A 19,597-nucleotide genomic window follows, 5' to 3' on the forward strand; every position below is an offset into this window, starting at 1 on the left:
CCAAAGGAAGTTAACCAACATGACTCAACTATCACTCGTTATCGTTTTATTTGCTGCTTTGCTAATTCCGCTCGTAATGGCCAAATTCAAATTAACCGCCTTACCAACTGCCGTGATTGAAATTATTACCGGTATTATTTTGGGACAAAGTGGTTTGCATCTTGTTAACGCATCTGAACCGCTTAACTTATTATCTGATATCGGCGTTATCGTTTTACTTTTTTTAAGTGGGATGGAAATTGATTTTTCATTATTTCAACGACGTCCAGTTCCTCGAACCCACTTTGAAAAGGAAGCCGCATTATCAGCCACCAAAATTAAATCACCTGTTAAGATCGCAACAGAAGCATATATTACGATTATGATTCTGTCTGTTTTATTAGCTTTATGTTTTAAAATTACAGGCTTATTTAGTGATGTTTGGTTGGCCGCTATCTTATTTTCCACAATTAGTCTAGGAGTTGTTATTGCAACTTTAAAGGAACGTGAACTACTCAGTAAAGCCTACGGTCAAACATTACTACTAATTGCCGTATTGGGCGAAGTCGTCCCGATGATGGCACTCACTATCTATGCATCAGTATTTGGCAATAGCCAGCATTCGCTCTGGCTCCTTTCATTAATTTTCTTTGCCGCTTTGATTTTGTTTCAACGATTCAGATCTTTCTTTAGTTTCTTTGAACGAATCAATAAATCGACAACTCAATTAGATATTCGGCTAGCTTTTTTCTTAGTAGTTACCCTCGTTACCATTGCTGAATCGGTTGGTGCCGAAAGTATTTTGGGTGCGTTTATCGCCGGAATTGTATTGAAACTATTGCAACCACATGAGGATACCCGCGACAAGTTAGACTCATTTGGATATGGCTTACTCATTCCCATCTTTTTTATCATGAGCGGTGTCACATTAAACATTCCAAAACTAGTTTCTGATCCCAAAACATTAATTCTGATCCCATTATTTTTCGTGGCCTACATCATTGCTAAATTAGCAGTCATCATTGTGCTGAAACAGCGATTCAAGCATCTGAATGCTTTAGCTGGTGGCACACTAAATATGGCCACAATTACACTTGTTTTAGCTGTGTTAAAAGTAGCTAAGAACATGCATGCAATCACCAGCCAACAGTCTGGTGCTTTCATCTTATCGGCTGTCATTACCTGTGTGATTGCACCATTATTGTTCAATCGTCTTTATACACCCGAACCAGAGGATAAACGTAAAGCAACGGTTAATTTCATTGGTACTAATACAGCCACAATTCCAGTTGCCCAACAGCTTACCAAAGATCGTTATGATATTACGATGTTCACAGATAAGGAAAAAAATTACCGCGCCTTTAATAGCGAGACGCATGTTGAATTGTTAGACAGTTTAGATACAAACGAAGTAGTTGAACATAAAGTCTTTAGTGCCGACATTTTGGTGTTGGGACATTTTGACGCAATGAAAAACTACCGCCTAGCATTAGCTGCAAAAGAATTTGGAGTCCCACGCGTCATTGCTAGATTTGAAGATCGCAATATTTTAAAAAATGAGGCTGAAGATGAATTAGTCAACGCCGGTGTAGAAGTTTATAACACACCGGAAGCCAATATCAGCCTGCTGCGAAGCCTAATTGAGGTTCCATCAACGCTACAAATCTTGCAAAATACCGAGGCTGCTATTTATGAAGTGACTGTGCATAATCGGCGCTACACCGGAACCTCGATTCGTGACCTTCCTTTTATTGCTGAAATCACAATCAGTCAAATCTATAGAGACGGTAAATTTATTAAGCCAGCCGGTGATACCTTAATTCAGTTAAACGACAGACTTATTTTCACTGGTAACAAAGATCGTGCACCGGTGATTCGCGAAGCATTGGGCCGATTAAATTCAAACTAATCTCTAACTATTAGCTGTGGCAACTATGGTACACTAACTATGTAATCACTCTGTATTTTTGAAAGGTGTTAACTCAAATGGCTATTACCGTTTACTTTGTTCGCCACGGACAAACATACTTAAACTTATATAATCGAATTCAAGGTTGGTCTGATGCACCATTAACACAAAAGGGGCTTGAAGATGCAAAGCACGCTGGTGAAACATTAAAACAAATTAATTTTGATACTGCTTTTAGTAGTGATTCCAGTCGGGCAATCATTACAGCCCAAAAAATCTTAGCTGCTAATTCGTCTGCACTGACAGAGCCAATCATTGAACCTGCTTTTAGAGAAGAATTCTTTGGCTACTTTGAAGGTGCTGATGGTCCTCACACTTGGGATTTTTTGGGACGTCCACTTGGAATGGACAACTTTGAAGCCATGATTGCTGGCCTATCGATCGAAAAAGTACGTGATATGATCCATGATGCTGACCCATATGGTGATGCGGAAAGTAATGACGCATTTTGGCAACGATTTGACTCAGGATTCGATATCTTACGTCAGCAACCAGATGGTTCAACCGTTTTGGTAGTCTCTCACGGTACTGCTATTCGTTCCATTGTCAGCCGTTTTGCTCCGGAAATGAACCCAACCGATTCGCCTAAAAACGGTAGCATCACCAAACTATCTTTAACTAACACGAGCACCAAGATCGATTTCTTCAATAAATTAACATTACCTACTGATATGTAACCTTACCTGAAGGGAGTTTTACATGGATAATACACAAGAAACACAACCAGTGATCATTGCTGGATTAAACAATAACCAAGCTAACTTTGACTACTCAATGGACGAACTCAAAAACTTGGTCACTGCTAATCACATGACAGCAATTGATACCATGATTCAAAATCTGGAGCGTCCTAACCCAGCAACCTATTTTGGTAAGGGTAAAGTGGAAGAACTTGCTCAGTTAGCTGCAGCACAGTCCGTTGCTATTGTTGTCGTCAATGATGAGCTCACACCCAGTCAGATCCGCAATTTAGAGGAACAAACTAAAATCCAAATCATGGATCGAACTGCTTTAATTTTAGAAATATTTGCTCAACGAGCACAAACCAAAGAAGCCAAGTTACAAGTTGAGATTGCCCAACTACAATATCGGCTACCACGATTACGGACAAGTGTTAACCAACGCTTAGATCAGCAAACTGGTGCCGGTGGTGGTAGTTTTACGAACCGTGGTGCTGGTGAAACAAAACTCGAAATGAACCGGCGAACGATCAAAAACTCGATTTCACATTTACGGGCCGAATTAGCAGAAATTGATAAATCTGCTATTACTAGAAGAGCACAACGTGATAAAAATGATATTCCCACTGCTGCTCTGGTGGGATACACAAATGCTGGTAAATCAACCATTATGAATGGTTTGATTAAAATGTTTGGAGTTGCTGATGATAAACAAGTATTTGAAAAGGACATGCTATTCGCCACTCTGGACACTAGTGTGCGTCAATTAACTTTACCTGATAATAAACAATTCTTGCTAAGTGACACAGTTGGTTTTGTCAGTCAGTTACCAACTCATTTGGTTGAAGCGTTTAAATCGACTCTCGCAGAGGCTTCCCAGGCTGATTTATTGATTCAAGTCATTGATTATTCAGATTCGCACTACAAAGAAATGATGCAAACAACTGCCGATACTTTAGCAGAAATTGGCATCAAAGATATTCCAATGATTAATGTTTTCAATAAAGCCGACAAGTTGACCATTGATTTTCCAGCACTCGAAGGCGATGACCAGATCGTCTTGTCCGCTCAAGATCCAAAGTCATTGAAAATGTTAGTTGATTTAATTAGGCAGCATCTATTCAAAGATTATGTAACCGCAGATTTACTTATTCCTTTTGCAGATGGCGACGTAGTATCATTTTTAAATGACCAAGCCAATATTATGAAGACGGAATATCTTGAAGACGGAACTAAATTAACTGTTGAATTGTCAAAAGTTGATTTACAACGGTTTAAAAAGTATGTTATTTAATCACAGTGTAAGTAACTACGATTAGAAGTCGGAATGTAACGATAAAATCCATAGCGACCTTCAAAAAAGAAGGCTACTATGGATTTTATTTTTTCATAAAAATTCCTGTAGTTGCGAACACGTTTCAAATCAGAGCGGAAATAAACTGATCTTAAACGCAATCATAATGATTTTAATTGATCTTGTTGCATGACCACATTATCTACTTTGTACAACCGCACTCCGCCATAATTGGTAGGCAGTCCAGCAACTCACGACCACAATTAACCAACCAAGTACTTCTAATGAAAGGCTTTTAACTAACGTTGCCGCAATGACTACCCCAATCACTCCACCTACAATAAATCCTAAAATTCCTTTTAATGAATATCGCTTTGTTCGCATAAAGTTTAAACTAACTGCCGGCATCAGCAATGCACACGATAGCATCATAATTGGAAAGGCCGCAATCGGCTTTAATCCAAGAAAATAAACCAATACCATGCATGGTGCATATAGGCCAACACCAGCTGACATTAACATTCCTAAAATGAAGTTACCACTAATTCCAATTACTAGTGGCCAACCACTTAATCCCATCGCATCGTTATGAATCGCAATCATCGAGACCCAACCCATTTTATTAATCGCCATTAAAATTGATGTGACAATCAATGCAATTGCCATAATTCGTTGAATCATCACCTGATTGAGCCGAACCACCACTTCACTACCAATCAGTGCACCAACTACCGCAGCACCCACCATGCTAACTAAAGTAATGGTATCAACTTTGACAACTGTCACAAAAAATAGTGCTTCTGTAATCGTCGGAATTGCATGAGCAATATTCATTGTGCCCGGCAAATTACGCTCATCATCTAAATAATGAGTCGCTTGAAATAAAGTCGTGGTTGTCACAAAGCTACCAATACCTAACGTATCTAAAAAATCAGTGACTAATCCAATTCCGCCACCAACTAAATTATCACGCCAATTAACTTTTATCACTGTTTGCCGTAACTGATACCCGATCAAGCCTAACAGACCGACAATACAAATAATTAAAAGAACAACAATTAACCTAATCATGTGTTTACTCCAAAATTTTAGTTACCAACTAACAGTCTACAAAATTTTAACGTAAAACACCATCAAAATAGTTTAATTTAATGCATTCGCACTCTTTTTACCAGATACAATTGTAACAACATCATTTAATCCAATCTCAACAATGTTCTTAATTGCCGTATTAGTGAAAAAGGCTGAGTGTGGTGAAATCAAGACATTCGGCATTGCTTTTAAAATTTTATAATCAGCTGGAATCTGATCCGGCGTTACTTGATGTTCAAAGAAGAGGTTTTCATCTGCTAATGTATCCAACGCCGCTCCGGCAATCTCATGTTGCTGCAAAGCTACGATTAATGCTTGTGTATCCACCAGGCCGCCCCGAGCCATGTTGATGAAGTATGCTGTTTTTTTCATTTGTTGTAATGTTTTTGCATTAATTATATTCTCAGTCTCATCTGTTAAGGGTGTGTGAATTGTAACGATATCGGCAGTAGTTAACAGTGTATCTAAGTCAACATATTCCAAAAATGGTGCCAATTCAACATTATGTACCGGATCATTAGCAATCACATGTGCTCCCAAGGCAGTATATATCTGAGCTGTGGCACCACCAATATGACCGGCACCAATCACACCCACGGTTAAGTCATGAATTTCGCGACTAATCATTCCGTTCCAAGTGAAATCACCATTTTCCATTCGTTGGTCAAAATACCCTAATTGGCGAATCAAACGCATTGCTTGCGTCAATCCTAGTTCGGCAATGGCACGAGGGGAATATGCCGGAATATTGGTAACTGTCAAACCGTACTGGGTGGCCAAATCTAAATCAAGCATTTCATAACCCACCATTCGAGCTGTAATTTGCTTGATTCCGTATGACGCTAATTTTTGATAAATAATTGGATCCTTAGTAGGAATTGTTTGTTGGATATCAATACCATCATACCCATTTGCTAATTCAACTGTTGCAGGAGTCAAATCATCGGTTATCTGTGTAACTTCATGCCCATTTTTTTGTGCCCAAGCTTCAATATACGGTCTTTCTTCAGCTAAAACACTGTACATAATAATTTTCATCGTTTTTGTTACTCCTCTATAAACTGTTTCACATCTAATTGTTTAATGCGCTCAAATGCAGTCTGCAAAACTGACAGTGGCTGAGTGGCCGCTATTCTTACGAAGCCTTCCCCAGCTTCACCAAAAGCCAACCCTGGCACGACAATAATACCAGCTTGCTGCAATAATTTTTCTGCAAATGTAACTGAATCTAACCCCGTCTTACGGATATCAACAAAGGCGTAAATGCCACCTTCAATTGGGCTAGTACCAAGCCAATCAATCGCTTCAATTTGTTCATTGATATACGTCAATCGCTGCATGAATTCAGCTGCAAAACCAGGAATAAACTCATCTGCATGCTTAATAGCATATAACGCAGCATTTTGTGATGGCGTTGGTGCTGAGTAAGTGATTCCTTCATTAACCAGTTTAGCTGCAGTAACTAAATATTCTGGTCCAATCAAATAGCCAACACGCCAACCCGTCATCGCATAACTTTTTGACATACTACCCAAAGTTACTGTATTTTCAGGAGCAAAAGTTGTAAATGGTACAAATTTCTGCCCAGGCATTAAATAATCTGAATAAACTTCATCTGCTAAAACAAAAATATGGTGTTGCTTAGCAATTTCAGCAAGTTGCTGTGCAGCCGCATTACTCATAACATTACCCGTTGGATTATTGGGTGAATTAATTATTACTGCCTTAGTTTTAGGTGTGATTAACGCCTCTACAGCTGCCGGATCAATCGCAAAACCGTTTTCTGCTTGGTTAGCTAAAATGATCGGCGTGCCGCCAGCCGCCTTCACTTCTTCTGGATACGGTGAAAAACTAGGTTGCGGTACAATCACTTCATCCCCAGGATTAAGCAATACTGCTAACGCTAAAAACAAAGCATGTGACGCACCAACTGTCACTCTGATTTGCGGCAATTCAAACGACAAATCAAACTTTGACTGGTAGTAATCTCCGATCGCTTGACGAAGTTCCGGTAGCCCATTAGCTTCAGTATAATGAGTCATCCCTTGTTTTGTTTTTTGAAATGAAGCCTCAATTACAGCCTGTGGCGTTGTGAAATCTGGGTCACCAATTGATAAATCGATGGCATTTTTGGTTGTGGCAGCAAGAGTCCCAATATCAGCTAGAATATTTGGTGCTGGATGCTGATAACGATTAGTTAAATACGAACTATCCAAGATAATAACCTCCTTAAAATTGAGTAAAGTACAAAGTTAGTTTTTAGATTTGATCAAACATGCTCACCAAGGCAGGCGTCTAGGCTTAAGCTGGGAATGACGATCAATAATCAAAAATCGATTCATTAATCGTCATTCCCAGCTTAATCTACGACATCTAATCGCCTTGGTTCGCACTCTGTGTTTTACACGATATTTGATTTACTACTTAAGTTATACCGCTTTTCAATCAAGCTTAGCAATCTTGATAAGCCAAATGTTAGGACAAAGTATATTAGTGAAGCAAAGACTAATGGAAGGAATGGTTTGAAACTTGCCCCCTGAATGACCCCCGTTTGGAACATTAATTCACCCACACCAACGACCGATACAATTGATGATTCCTTAATTACGGCAATAAATTCATTTCCTAAAGCTGGTAGAATATTTTTAAATGCTTGTGGTAAAACCACATACCGCATTGATAGTCCTGAGTTAAGTCCCAGTGACCGTGCCGCCTCGTTTTGACCTGTGTCAACAGAATTCAAGCCCCCACGGATGATTTCAGCAACATATGCTCCACTGTTTAACCCCATGGCTAGTGCACTAGATACAAATGCTGACACGTGCAGTCCAATTACTTGAGTACCAAAGAAAACAATAAACACCTGAACCAATAATGGTGTTCCCCGAGTGTATTCAATGTAAATCACACTTAACCATTTGAATATCTTTATTTTACTACGACGCATCAGTGCTAGTAATGTTCCTAAGGCTGTTCCAATAATCACACCAATAAATGCTAACGCAACTGTGAACCAGGCTCCTTTAACGTAATAACTACCATACTCTTTAAAGAAACTCTGTTTTGAAAACATTAATTTATTTGCTGTTTTTTGATACTTAGGCATTAACTTTTGCGATTTAATTTCACCAATCGATTTATTAACTTGTGCTGTCAAAGCCGGCGAATCCTTGGGCAAGGCTACTGCAGTATTTTTAATTGAATTAGTGAACCCAGGATTAATCATTGTTAAGCTTTTGTTTTGATCAACATAAGCTTGTCCGACTGGTCCCTCAGCTACAATTGCATCAATCTTTTTATTTTCTAATTGCAGCACCAAATCAGTAAATTTAGCTAATGAGGTTACTTTAGAACCATCCAGCTGAGTCTTAGCTAACTCTTCTTGTGTGGTTTGTTTTTGTGCACCCACTTTTACATTGTTGAAGTCCATTGTTGTTTTATATTTATCAACATCAGATTTACGGATCAGAATTTTTTGTTTGGCAGCAAGATATGTGTCGGAAAAAGTAACTTCTTTTGCCCGTTCAGGTGTTTTTGACATCCCCGAAATAATCATATCAATTTTACCGGTTTTTAATGCCCCCAATAAACCATCAAATTGCATTTCGTCTATCTTCAGTTTAACGCCCATGTCTTTAGCGATCTTCTTGGCAACATCAATATCGAAGCCAACAATTTTATCTTGACCTTTAATTGTTTTGTGAAACTCATAAGGCGGATAGTCGGCAGACAATCCAACGGTAATATACCCTTTCTTTTTGATATTTTGTAAGTATTGATCTGTTGGGGCAGCCTGCACGTCTTTTGGAACAAATAATGCCAGACTCCCCGCCATACTTGTTACTACTAGAATAATTGCTAACCATAAGTGAATTAATTTTTTCATGTTGTTCCTCCTCATATATAAAACATGGACGCAGATGCTTATCCCTCATAGATTAAGTTAATAATTGTAACTATCGACTCATTCCTGGATACATATCTCAGCGAACACGTTTATTATCTCTTAATCAATGAATTGACTTTACACCAAAATTCATATTTATGCAACTTTTTTCATTAAATATTCATTTTTTTATAGATTATTCATTTAATTATGCATATTAAGCTCTTTTTTAGCATTAACAACTTAGGATTGATGGCGAAATATATTTAAACTTGTAGAAAATAAGGTACAACTCTAAATTCGTCTCATGCTAACCTTTCAAACGTGTTCGTGACCGCAGAAACCTCCGCACAACCTCAAATTACATTTACTTTAAAACACTTTTATTAACACGTTTTTTTACTTTCTTAAACGTGTTCGTGACCGCAGAAACCGGAGCACAACCCAAAAATACCACCTACATGAGTTAAGTTCACCCATGTAGGTGGTATTTTTGGGTTGTGCTCCGGTTTCTAACCGCGGTCACTCACACTCTTCTTCTGTAATCCAACAACTGATGACTAATATCAGCTGTGGCCCCATATACCTGTTTGTAAATATTATGCATTTCCTGATACTTTGTCACATTTTCTGGGTTTGGTTCATATTCTTGTCCAAACTCAACAAATTGCTTAGCACAGTCTTGTACGCTATCAAACCATCCCATTCCAACTGCAGCTAACATTGCCGCACCCAGACCTGGACCCTGTTCATTTTTAAGACTAACTACTTTACGGTTGAAGATATCCGCTTGAATCTGAAGCCATAGTGGACTCTTAGCACCACCGCCAATTGAAACAACAGTATCAAAACTTTGTCCTTTTTCTTCAAAGATATCCATAATGTCCGCGAACGAGAAAACAATGCCTTCTAGCACTGCTCGGATAAAATCAGCACGCGTATCAGTCCCATCAATCCCGATAAAGCTTCCTCGAATATCTGCATCAGCATACGGCGTCCGTTCACCAACAATATATGGTGTAAATACCAACCCATTCGCTCCGACCTTTGATTTAGCTGCACTAGAAACAAATTCTGTGAAATCGTCGGTTGGACCAAACGTTTTTTTAAGCCAACTTAAACTGTATCCAGCTGCCAATGTAACTCCCATTGTATAAAATTTATCAGGAATTGCATGGTTAAAGAAATGCAACTTACCTTGATAATCAACATCTGAATTGTCCTCATATTTCAGAACTACCCCAGATGTACCAATACTAGCCATCACCATGTTCGGTGCTAAAATTCCTGCCCCAACAGCACCAGCTGCATTATCAGCTGCCCCGCCAAAGACCTTAGTAGTTTCACTCATACCAGAGAATAAGGCATAACTATCGGAGATATTCCCAGCATAGCCAATCGACTCAATCAGTGGTGGACACAGACTAATTGGCAGATCGAATGTATCACAAACTTCTTGACTCCATTCTTTTTTAGCAACATCCAATAATACGGTACCAGCCGCATCAGAATACTCCATTGCAATCTTACCAGTCATTCGATAACGTAAATAGTCTTTTGGTAGTAGGAATGTCTTTGCTCGAGCAAAGATACTTGGCTCATTTTCTTTCACCCATAAAATCTTTGGGAGCGTGAATCCTTCCAAAGGCTGATTACGAGTGATCTCAATATAACGTTCACCCATCTTATCAATAATTTCTTCACGTTGCTTAGTAGTTCGAGTATCGTTCCACAAAATGGCCGGTCGCAGTACTTGATTATTTTCATCAAGTAATACCAAGCCGTGCATTTGACCAGAATAACTAATTCCCTCAATTTCTTCTGGCTTAATACCATCATTTAAAATCAACCGGACAATTGCGACCGTGGTACCAGAAACCCAATCTTCAGGGTTTTGTTCGCTATAGCCTGGTTTAGGATTGCTTAATTCATAATCGAAGCTTTCTTGGGCCACAATATTTCCTTGTCGATCAACGGCAGAAACTTTAACAGCACTAGTCCCTAAATCGACACCTAATACATAACTCATGGTTGTTCCTCACTTTCAAAAGTAGAGTGTTAAGCCAACCGGGTAGCTTTCGTAGGCTAAGGCGATTACTCATTGTTTGCGCCCTGGGCAAATGATGAGTAATTGACTTAGCCCTAGAAAGCTGGTTGGATTAACACATTTCAACATAATAAACCCATTATCTCACCATACACATAAGTGGAGGGTGGAATCTTCATCCCATCCTCCACTTATTGTTTAGCTAATTTGATTTAACAATTATTTACCACCAAGTACACTAACAATATAGTGATTGATTGTGTCCTTAACTTGCTCTAGGTGATCTGAACTTGTAGCATCACGAAGATCTTTTTGAGTCTTATCCAATGAGTAGTTTTCAAGATCAGCTAATGAAGCTTTGCCACTTTCGATATCAGCACCAATACCTGATTGGTATGAGCTGTAACGATCAGCAACTAAGTTTTCAAGTACCTTATCTTCTTTCATCTTCAAAGCAACCCGAAGACCCGCAGCAAAACTATCCATACCAACAATGTGGCCATAGAATAAATCTTCAGGTGCAAATGATGAACGACGTGGTTTAGCATCAAAGTTCAACCCACCACGAGGTCCAATGCTGCCTTGTTCAACAACTTCATACATTGCAGCAGTTGTTTCGTAAAGGTTTGAAGGATATTCATCGATATCCCAGCCAATTAGCTTGTCGCCTTCGTTAGCATCTAATGATCCTAACAAACCAGCTTCACGAGCAACGCGAATTTCATGTTGGTATGTGTGACCAGCTAAGTTAGCATGGTTTCCTTCCAAGTTCAATTTGAAGTCTTTATCCAAGTCATATTCTTTCATGAAGGCAATTGTAGTTGCTGCATCAAAGTCATATTGATGAGTTGTTGGTTCCTTTGGTTTTGGTTCAAGCAACATTTGTGCATCAAACCCAATTTCATTAGCATAATCTTTAGCTAAATGGAATAGTTTTGCAGCATGTTCTTGTTCCTTCTTCATGTCTGTGTTCCAAAGTGATTCGTAACCTTCACGGCCACCCCAGAAGACATAGTTTTCAGAACCGACACGCTTACCAATTTCAAGACTGTGCTTTAATTGAGCTGCAGAATATGCAAAAACATCAGCGTATGGTGATGTTGCAGCACCGGCAACAAAGCGAGGGTTAGTGAACATGTTAGCTGTGTTCCAAAGAACTTTCATTCCAGAAGTCTTTTGATTTTCAACAATCTTGTCAACAACCTTATCCAAGTTAGCGTTAGTTTGACGTAATGTATCTCCTTCGGGTGCCAAATCACGATCATGGAAACATAGGTAATCTACACCTAATTTATCGTAAAATTCAAATGCATAGTCAACTTTGGCCAATGCTTGGTCCATTGGATCTGTGTATTTGTCATAAGGGCGAATAGCTGTACCATCACCGAATGGATCGACTAAACGTTGGTCAAATGTATGCCAGTATGCAACTGAGAACCGTAACCAGTCACGCATCTTTTTGCCACCAATTACTTCATCAGCATTGTAATAATGAAATCCTAAACCTGATTTTAAGTCTGCACCTGTTCCAACATAAGGAACTTTATCTACATTCCAATAAGCCATGTTATAAATAGCCTCCATTTTATTTAGTTTGTTGTTTGAACCAACTTACATGATTTATTATAGCGCTTACCCATCTTTTTGCAACCCCTTTCACACATTTTTATAAATAAAAAAACCACAAATTAATGTGGTTTTACAATAAACACTATTTATGCTAAATCGCCTGCTCATCAAAGTCTGGCACGGCTTTTTTTAGTGAGTAATTAAACTTAAGTTGTTGTTCAGTAATCCCGAGTGCTTGGTGAGTTGCTGCTGAACATCCTCCTAACAATGAAGCAAATTTAGCCCCTTTTAATAATCTAATATCTGTTTTACCCTCACCTGGTAGTTGATTGTATTCAGCTTGGATCATGGGAAGTAACTCCGCAATGTTTTCAATTAAGTCTGAACTTAAATAAATTGCATCCGGATTAAAGCTAATTGCTGTGTTGTAAACCATCGTAGTTATATAACTACAAAAATCTTTAATTGCTTCGACCACCACTGAATCATGCTGTTCATATAATGATGCTACTTCAGCAAAATTAAGCTGTTTCAGTTTTTTTCGTTGCTTAATCAATTCTAAGATTGCATCTTGGGAGGCGTAGTTTTCAATTTTTTCGGCTTGCTGTGGCTGCGACAGATTCATGGTATAAATTGAACGGCCGATTTCACCCGCCTCGCCATGTTCACCACGATAAATATTATGATCAATAATTATCCCGGCACCAATTCCCTTGTGGATACTGATAACAACAATGTTATTCATCGTCCGATGGGAATCTCGAGAAAAGTCGCGTTGGAAAGTCGCAACTAAGTTGGCCTCATTTTCAATGATTACTGGAACTTCAAACTGTGTTGTCAGTTCATCATATACAGAAACATCTTCCATATCGATAAATGGTGAATATGTAACTTTATTATTAAAAACGATTCCATGTACTGCGACAGATATTCCTAACAATCCTTGGACCATATCGGCAGCACCGACCGAGTTCACTGTTTTAATCATCAAAGCAATAATTTGGTGAATATCAAAACCAGTTGTATCAAATCGTTGGTAAAAAAAGGCGGTGCCTTCAAGATAATTTCCCATTACATCAAGATGATGAAATCCAATGTCAAAGTTAACTGTAAAACCATACTTTGGGTTCACCTTAATCATAACGGGCTTACGTCCACCTACCTGCGTACTTTCACCTTGCCCCATTTCAACTACTAGCTCACGATCACTCAAATCATTAAAAATAGCCGAAACAGTCGATTTATTTAAATCTAGATTGCGCGAAATTTGGATACGTGAAATCGGGCCCCCAATAAAAATCTGTCTTAGGACCGATTTTTCATTTAAATTGCGAATGCTTTGTTTGTTTAGTGCCATACCAAATATCCTCGTTTCATTACGTATCTCTTCATATCCTTGTTATTATAACGGTAAAGCACGCTTTGCGCAAAAGTTGGTATAGTATTGTAATCAAAAAGAGGAGCAGGACAAACCATTTTTTCCTGCTCCAATAATATTTAACGATATTATTTTTAAAGTGTGCGAAAAAGCTGGAGCCAGGATTCATTTACTCGCCTATTGTTTAACAGTTCATTACTACTAATTGCAAATTAAATTCTTTAATGTCTACCCGGTTCATTCAAAAACTGATAAACCGCGCCAATTAAATTAGCATCATTTTCAAAATAACAGGTTTGAATATTAACCGACATATTGGCTTCGTGTTTTTCCATCAATACATTAACTTGCTGTGTCAATCGTGATACTAGGCCACGACGAGCAGAAATGGCACCACCTATTAACAAGCAATCCGGATTAACGCTCACCATTATGTTATAGGCAGCAATACCCAGCCAATGATAGAATTCATCAACACATTTTTGCGCTAGTGCATTTCCTTTGTCGGCCGCATCAAAAACACCCTTACCCGATAACTTTGTCGCTGTTGAATTCAACTGATTAAACCGTTGGGCCATTTTTACCGGACTACCTAACTCGCTTAAAGTATCACCCGCTGCATTCATTACTGCATAACCAAATTCACCAGTAAAATATTCGTGGCCAGTTAGTAATTTCTTATTGGCAACAATTGCACCACCAATTCCAGAGCCAACCACCAGTAGTGCAGCAAGGCTTGTTTCACTAGCGTTACCTAGCCATGATTCGGCCAATGCAGCACAATTAGCATCATTTTGAACACTTACTGGTAGGCCAAGTTGTTCAGACAACTCTTGTCGAATATCAAAGCCATTTAAATAATGGACTGCACTAGTTCCTGCAATTAAACCTGTATCTGTATTAACACTACCCGGTAAACTGATTGCGATACCTATAATTGGGCTAGTTAGCAGTTGGGCAAATTCCGTTTGAACATGCTTAAGTTGCTCAACCATCTCCACCCACCTAGTAGGTGTAACAAATTTTCCTTTATTTGACAGTTTTTGTTCATGCCACAATCCATACTTAACCGATGTGCCACCAATATCAAATGCTAAAACACTCCCGTTAACCTTTTCGTTTTTCATTGTTACCACCAACTAATTACTTTAATATCGTACCATTTGATTGAATTACCTTTTGATACCAATAAAACGAATCTTTACGATATCGCTTTAGACTGCCACTGCCATCATCATTACGATCAACATAGATAAATCCATAGCGTTTGGACAATTGACCAGTACTGGCGGAAACAATATCAATAGCACTCCAGGGTGTATACCCCATAACATCAACACCATCTTCAAGCATCGCCAGTTCCATTTGTTTAATATGATCGCGCAAATAGTCAATTCGGTATTGGTCGTGAACTTCATGATTGTCTTCCAGTTTGTCTATTGCTCCAATTCCATTTTCAACAATAAATAAAGGGGCATGGTAACGATCATTTAACCAGTTAAGTGAGTACCGCAGGCCTTGTGGGTCAACTTGCCAACCCCAATCAGATTGGGGAACAAATTTATTTGTAACTAGATCATCGTGTTCATTATATGAAAATCGAGCATCTTCATGATCAGTAGCTGCCGTGGCAAAGGACATGTAATAGCTAAGACCCAGATAATCTGCTTTACCTTTAGTTAGGTTATCCAAATCTGCTTGGGTGATATCTAAATCAAATTTTTTGGCGGCAAAATAATTGGTTAACCAGCTTGGATATTGACCCAACATCTGGACATCTGAAAACCAAAACCGTGCTTGCATTGCTCGCTGTGCTTTAAAAACATCGCGAGGTTTGTCAGTCGCCGGATAAACTGGTGACATTGCAATCATCGCCCCAATTTTAAAATCAGGGTTAATTTGATGACCAACTTGGACTGCGATTGCACTAGCCACCACTTCATAATGACCAGCTTGATACATCACTGCTTCTGCATTTTCGCCAGGCTTAACTGTGATCCCAGAATTAGTAAACAAAGTAAACGCTCGATCATAGTTAATTTGATTATTAATCTCATTAAAAGTCAGCCAATACTTCACCTTACCTTTGTAGCGTTCAAATACTGTCTGAGCAAAATTAGTAAAAAATTTGATTAATTTACGGCTACGAAAACCGCCATATTCAGTTACCAAGTGATATGGCATCTCAAAATGTGACAACGTTACCACTGGTTCAATATGATACTTTAGGCATTCATCAAACAATCGATCGTAAAATTCAAGTCCTGCCTCATTTGGCTCAGTTTCATCCCCATTAGGAAAAATTCGTGACCATGCAATGGATGTCCGAAAACATTTAAATCCCATTTCCGCAAAGAGTTTCACGTCAGCTGGAAATTGATGATAAAAATCAACTGCATCATGATTAGGATAGAAATATCCGTCCTGAACACCATTAGTGATCGTCCGTTCATCGTGATTACCAGCTGCACTCATCACATCCGCAACGCTGAGTCCTTTGTTGCCAATATTATAAGCACCCTCGACTTGGTGAGCTGCAACAGCGCCGCCCCATAAAAAATCCGTTGGTATTGTTGACGTCATTGATATAAAGACCTCCTTTAATAAGAGTGTGAACCAAGGCGTTTAGATGCCGTAGACTAAGCTAGTAAGGATAATTGATGAATCGGTCTTTGATTTATTGATTGTCCTTACTAGTTTGGTCCTAGGCATCTGCCTTGGTGAACACGTTTCAAAAATAAGAGTGTGAACCATGGCGTTTAGATGCCATAGACTAAGCTAGTAAGGATAATTAATGAATCGGTCTTTGATTTATTGATTGTCCTTACTAGTTTGGTCCTAGGCATCTGCCTTGGTAAACACGTTTCAAAAATAAAAACTAACCAGTCTAATGATGAAAAATTAACCGCGTTCCTTCCATATGCAGTACTCGGTGAATGGCCATTGATGCTCCACCCAACAGCGTTGCTGCTTTAACATCTTTTGACATTACTAACGGTGGTACTAATGGAATAAACGATAATTTCATTTGAATATTTTTTAGGATTTCTGGAATTTGATCAATTAGCGGCGAATTAAAAAAGATCATCTGTGGATCATACGCTGCAATCAAGTCACTAGTGACTATCGCTAAATGGTAACAAAAATGTTCAATCAGATTAGTAATATCTTCATCGTCATTGTTATAATCAGCCACCAGCATTTCCAACGAATAAGCTGGATTACTTTTAAGTTCTGCTGCTTTAACGATAAGTGCTTGTTGCGACCACTGTGAATTAAAATTTGGTAACTTAGCTAATTGATGTTCATTTTGCCCTTCACGACTAATAATCCGACCAATTTCACCAGCTTGCCCATAGTTTCCAGTATACAGATGTGTGTTGATAATAATCCCAGCACCGATACCTTCATGTGTCGATTTGAATTTATAATTAAATCAACCGCACAAATAAAAGCCACCTCACATCTTGAGGTGGCTTTTTATTACGCAATTTTTATCTATTCGTTATCAGCTGGATCCTTAACAATTATGACATCACATTTAGCATTTTGAACAACATAGTTAGTGTTTGAACCAATCAGCATTCTTTCAATTCGATTCAATCCAGTTGCACCTAACACGATTAAATCAACATTTTCACTTTCTGGTAACTTCTCGGCCAATTCTGTTTTAGAATCACCATAGTAAATTTTGGCATCAACTGGAATTCCTTCTTGTTTTACTTGGTCGACACATTTTTCCATGAACGCTCTAATTTGTTTACGCGAGTCGTCAATCAATGTGGGATCCATCCGATAAGTTGCGGTCGCACCCGCTGCCATTGCCATAAACTTAGCATCATTTTGCACCGTCACCAATAACAAGTTTGCTCCAGCCATTTTAGCTAATTCAATTGCACGTTCTAACGCTAATTTTGATTGCTCAGAACCATCAAGACCGACCATGATTTTTTCATATTTTTCCATGTTATTGCCTCCTTTGACTAATAGACAAATCTAAACGTTATTAAAACTATTTTCTAATATAAGTCTAACAACTATTTTACATTTTAGCCAGCAATAACCTATGTCTTCAAATAAAAATCAAATTTTGAGGGAGGGTTTACTTTTAATTTTTGTCGAGGACATTTTCATGTGCAGAAACGTGTTTGCAACCGCAAAAGTCTATATATAACTAAATAACCACCAACACGATTCAAAACCCAAATCGTATTGGTGGTTATTTAGTTATACTACGACCTCTGAGCGTGACTTTTCACACTCTTATTTGTTTGCCAAACCCGCACGCTTGTCCAAGTAACCTTCGATTTGTTCCAAAGACTTGCCTCGTGTTTCGAACACACCTGAGTGAACAAACCAAATTGACAATACACACAATACACCGTAACCGATGAATAATGTTTCCGTTCCTAGCGCTGCTAACAATGTTGGGAAAGTTAACGAAACTATCATGTTAGCAGTCCAGTTAACAGTTCCACTAAGACCAACACCTAAACCACGAATGTTAAGTGGGAAAACTTCACCAATCATAACCCACATAACTGGGCCCCATGTTGCTGAGAAAAAGGCAATATAGATTGTCAAAGCAATTGCAGCAATATATGCAGCGCTCATTGATCCATGTGAATAGTGCATTGCAATGCCTAAAGTAAATAGTGAAAGTGCCATGCCAACCGCACCTACGATCAACATTGTCTTTCGATTAACCTTATCCATGATCACCACAGCAATTGCAGTTACGATCACGTTAAAGATACCAATACCAATATGTGCCAAAAGCGCAGCAGAAACACCAAACCCAATATCGGTAAAAATAGTTGGCGCATAATACAAAACAGTATTACATCCCATTACTTGTTGAAAAATAGCTAAACCAATACCAATAATCAATGCCGGACGAGCAACTTTAGAGAATAACTCTTTCCAGCCACCCATCTGAATCTTAGCTTTATCTTCAATATCATTTAACTCAGCCTCGACTTCATCAGCATCACGCAATTGACCTAAGACTCCCCGAGCTTGATCAATCTTACCAACTCGTACCAAGAAACGTGGACTTTCTGGTAAGAATAGACCACCAATGAACAAAATAGCGGCGGGTACTGCGGCAGCAGCTAGCATGATTCTCCAGCCATGATACATACCTGACCACGCATAGTTAGTAACATATGCTAAGAAAATTCCTGTCATAATCATCAATTGATTTAAACTGGAAAGCGTCCCACGCATTTCAGCAGGTGCAACTTCCGATAAATACATCGGAACTAATGTTGAAGCTCCTCCAACAGCGATTCCTAGAACAAATCGGAAAGATACTAAACTCCAAAATTCAGGTGCAATTCCACAACCAATCGCGCCAATGAAGAATATGACTGCGACCGAAAGAACCATCTTTCGTCGCCCAATCTTATCAGACATTGGTCCAATAATAATGGCTCCAACTAACGCACCCAGCAAAACGCCTGAAACAATCCATCCTTGTTGCCAAGTATCTAAGTGTAGTTGTTTTTGGATGAACAAAATGGCCCCTGAAATGACCCCAGTATCATACCCAAACAGAATTCCACCTAAAGCACCAAAGAAATATATAAATCCTCGTGAAACTTTATGCATGCTTAACTACCCCTTATAGTTAAATTTATTAGTAAGACAAGAGTAAAAAAATAATGGCTTAGTTTGTTTTCCTGCCCAACCAACATATAC

15 protein-coding genes are annotated in these 19,597 nt (G+C 38.7%); 3 read left to right on the forward strand and 12 right to left on the reverse strand.

The genetic code is table 11. The annotated features are described in order from the left end of the window. Window positions 1-19 precede the first annotated feature (19 nt). The 3 genes from FFM51_RS02225 to hflX all read left to right on the forward strand — a co-directional run bounded on the left by FFM51_RS02225 (window position 20) and on the right by hflX (window position 3,922). Window positions 20-1,888 (forward strand): cation:proton antiporter family protein, encoded by a 1,869-nt coding sequence (locus FFM51_RS02225; protein WP_137597039.1) that lies wholly within the window; start codon window positions 20-22, stop codon window positions 1,886-1,888. A gap of 77 nt (window positions 1,889-1,965) precedes the next feature. Continuing rightward, window positions 1,966-2,625, forward strand: a complete 660-nt coding sequence (locus FFM51_RS02230) for a histidine phosphatase family protein (RefSeq protein ID WP_137597040.1) — start codon at window positions 1,966-1,968, stop codon at window positions 2,623-2,625. A gap of 22 nt (window positions 2,626-2,647) precedes the next feature. Beyond that, window positions 2,648-3,922 carry a GTPase HflX gene (hflX, locus tag FFM51_RS02235; protein WP_137597041.1) on the forward strand — a complete coding sequence of 425 codons (1,275 nt, stop codon included), beginning with the start codon at window positions 2,648-2,650 and terminating at the stop codon, window positions 3,920-3,922. 198 nt (window positions 3,923-4,120) lie between these two features. Here the strand turns inward: hflX and FFM51_RS02240 are convergent, their stop codons facing one another. The 12 genes from FFM51_RS02240 to FFM51_RS02295 all read right to left on the reverse strand — a co-directional run bounded on the left by FFM51_RS02240 (window position 4,121) and on the right by FFM51_RS02295 (window position 19,507). Further along, window positions 4,121-4,993 (reverse strand): TSUP family transporter, encoded by an 873-nt coding sequence (locus FFM51_RS02240; protein ID WP_137597042.1) that lies wholly within the window; start codon window positions 4,991-4,993, stop codon window positions 4,121-4,123. Window positions 4,994-5,065: 72 nt separating this feature from the next. Further along, a complete protein-coding gene (locus FFM51_RS02245) occupies window positions 5,066-6,052 on the reverse strand; it encodes a D-2-hydroxyacid dehydrogenase (protein WP_137597043.1) in 987 nt (328 codons plus the stop codon). Window positions 6,053-6,060: 8 nt separating this feature from the next. Beyond that, the gene (locus FFM51_RS02250) at window positions 6,061-7,230 is read right to left on the reverse strand and encodes an aminotransferase class I/II-fold pyridoxal phosphate-dependent enzyme (RefSeq protein WP_137597044.1); all 1,170 of its coding nucleotides are present in this window, start codon (window positions 7,228-7,230) and stop codon (window positions 6,061-6,063) included. Window positions 7,231-7,415: 185 nt separating this feature from the next. Next, complete coding sequence (locus FFM51_RS02255; protein WP_137597045.1) at window positions 7,416-8,900, reverse strand: ABC transporter substrate-binding protein/permease; 1,485 nt, start codon at window positions 8,898-8,900, stop codon at window positions 7,416-7,418. A 526-nt stretch (window positions 8,901-9,426) separates the two neighbouring features. Continuing rightward, window positions 9,427-10,929 carry a xylulokinase gene (gene xylB / locus FFM51_RS02260; protein WP_137597046.1) on the reverse strand — a complete coding sequence of 501 codons (1,503 nt, stop codon included), beginning with the start codon at window positions 10,927-10,929 and terminating at the stop codon, window positions 9,427-9,429. Between the two features lie 237 nt (window positions 10,930-11,166). Further along, entirely contained in the window at window positions 11,167-12,513 is a 1,347-nt protein-coding gene (gene xylA / locus FFM51_RS02265) for a xylose isomerase (protein WP_137597047.1), read from the reverse strand. A gap of 154 nt (window positions 12,514-12,667) precedes the next feature. Next, a complete protein-coding gene (locus FFM51_RS02270; RefSeq protein WP_137597048.1) occupies window positions 12,668-13,873 on the reverse strand; it encodes an ROK family transcriptional regulator in 1,206 nt (401 codons plus the stop codon). Window positions 13,874-14,115: 242 nt separating this feature from the next. Next, window positions 14,116-15,021 (reverse strand): ROK family protein, encoded by a 906-nt coding sequence (locus FFM51_RS02275; protein ID WP_137597049.1) that lies wholly within the window; start codon window positions 15,019-15,021, stop codon window positions 14,116-14,118. A gap of 16 nt (window positions 15,022-15,037) precedes the next feature. Beyond that, a complete protein-coding gene (locus FFM51_RS02280) occupies window positions 15,038-16,477 on the reverse strand; it encodes a 6-phospho-beta-glucosidase (protein ID WP_137597050.1) in 1,440 nt (479 codons plus the stop codon). A 304-nt stretch (window positions 16,478-16,781) separates the two neighbouring features. Beyond that, a complete protein-coding gene (locus FFM51_RS02285) occupies window positions 16,782-17,297 on the reverse strand; it encodes an ROK family protein (protein WP_137597051.1) in 516 nt (171 codons plus the stop codon). A gap of 95 nt (window positions 17,298-17,392) precedes the next feature. Further along, window positions 17,393-17,860, reverse strand: coding sequence for a universal stress protein (locus FFM51_RS02290; protein ID WP_137597052.1), 468 nt, complete (start codon window positions 17,858-17,860; stop codon window positions 17,393-17,395). A gap of 297 nt (window positions 17,861-18,157) precedes the next feature. Then, complete coding sequence (locus tag FFM51_RS02295) at window positions 18,158-19,507, reverse strand: sugar porter family MFS transporter (protein WP_137597053.1); 1,350 nt, start codon at window positions 19,505-19,507, stop codon at window positions 18,158-18,160. Window positions 19,508-19,597 lie beyond the last annotated feature (90 nt).

This window comes from Paucilactobacillus kaifaensis, from assembly GCF_005405145.1.
Taxonomy (GTDB): domain Bacteria; phylum Bacillota; class Bacilli; order Lactobacillales; family Lactobacillaceae; genus Paucilactobacillus; species Paucilactobacillus kaifaensis.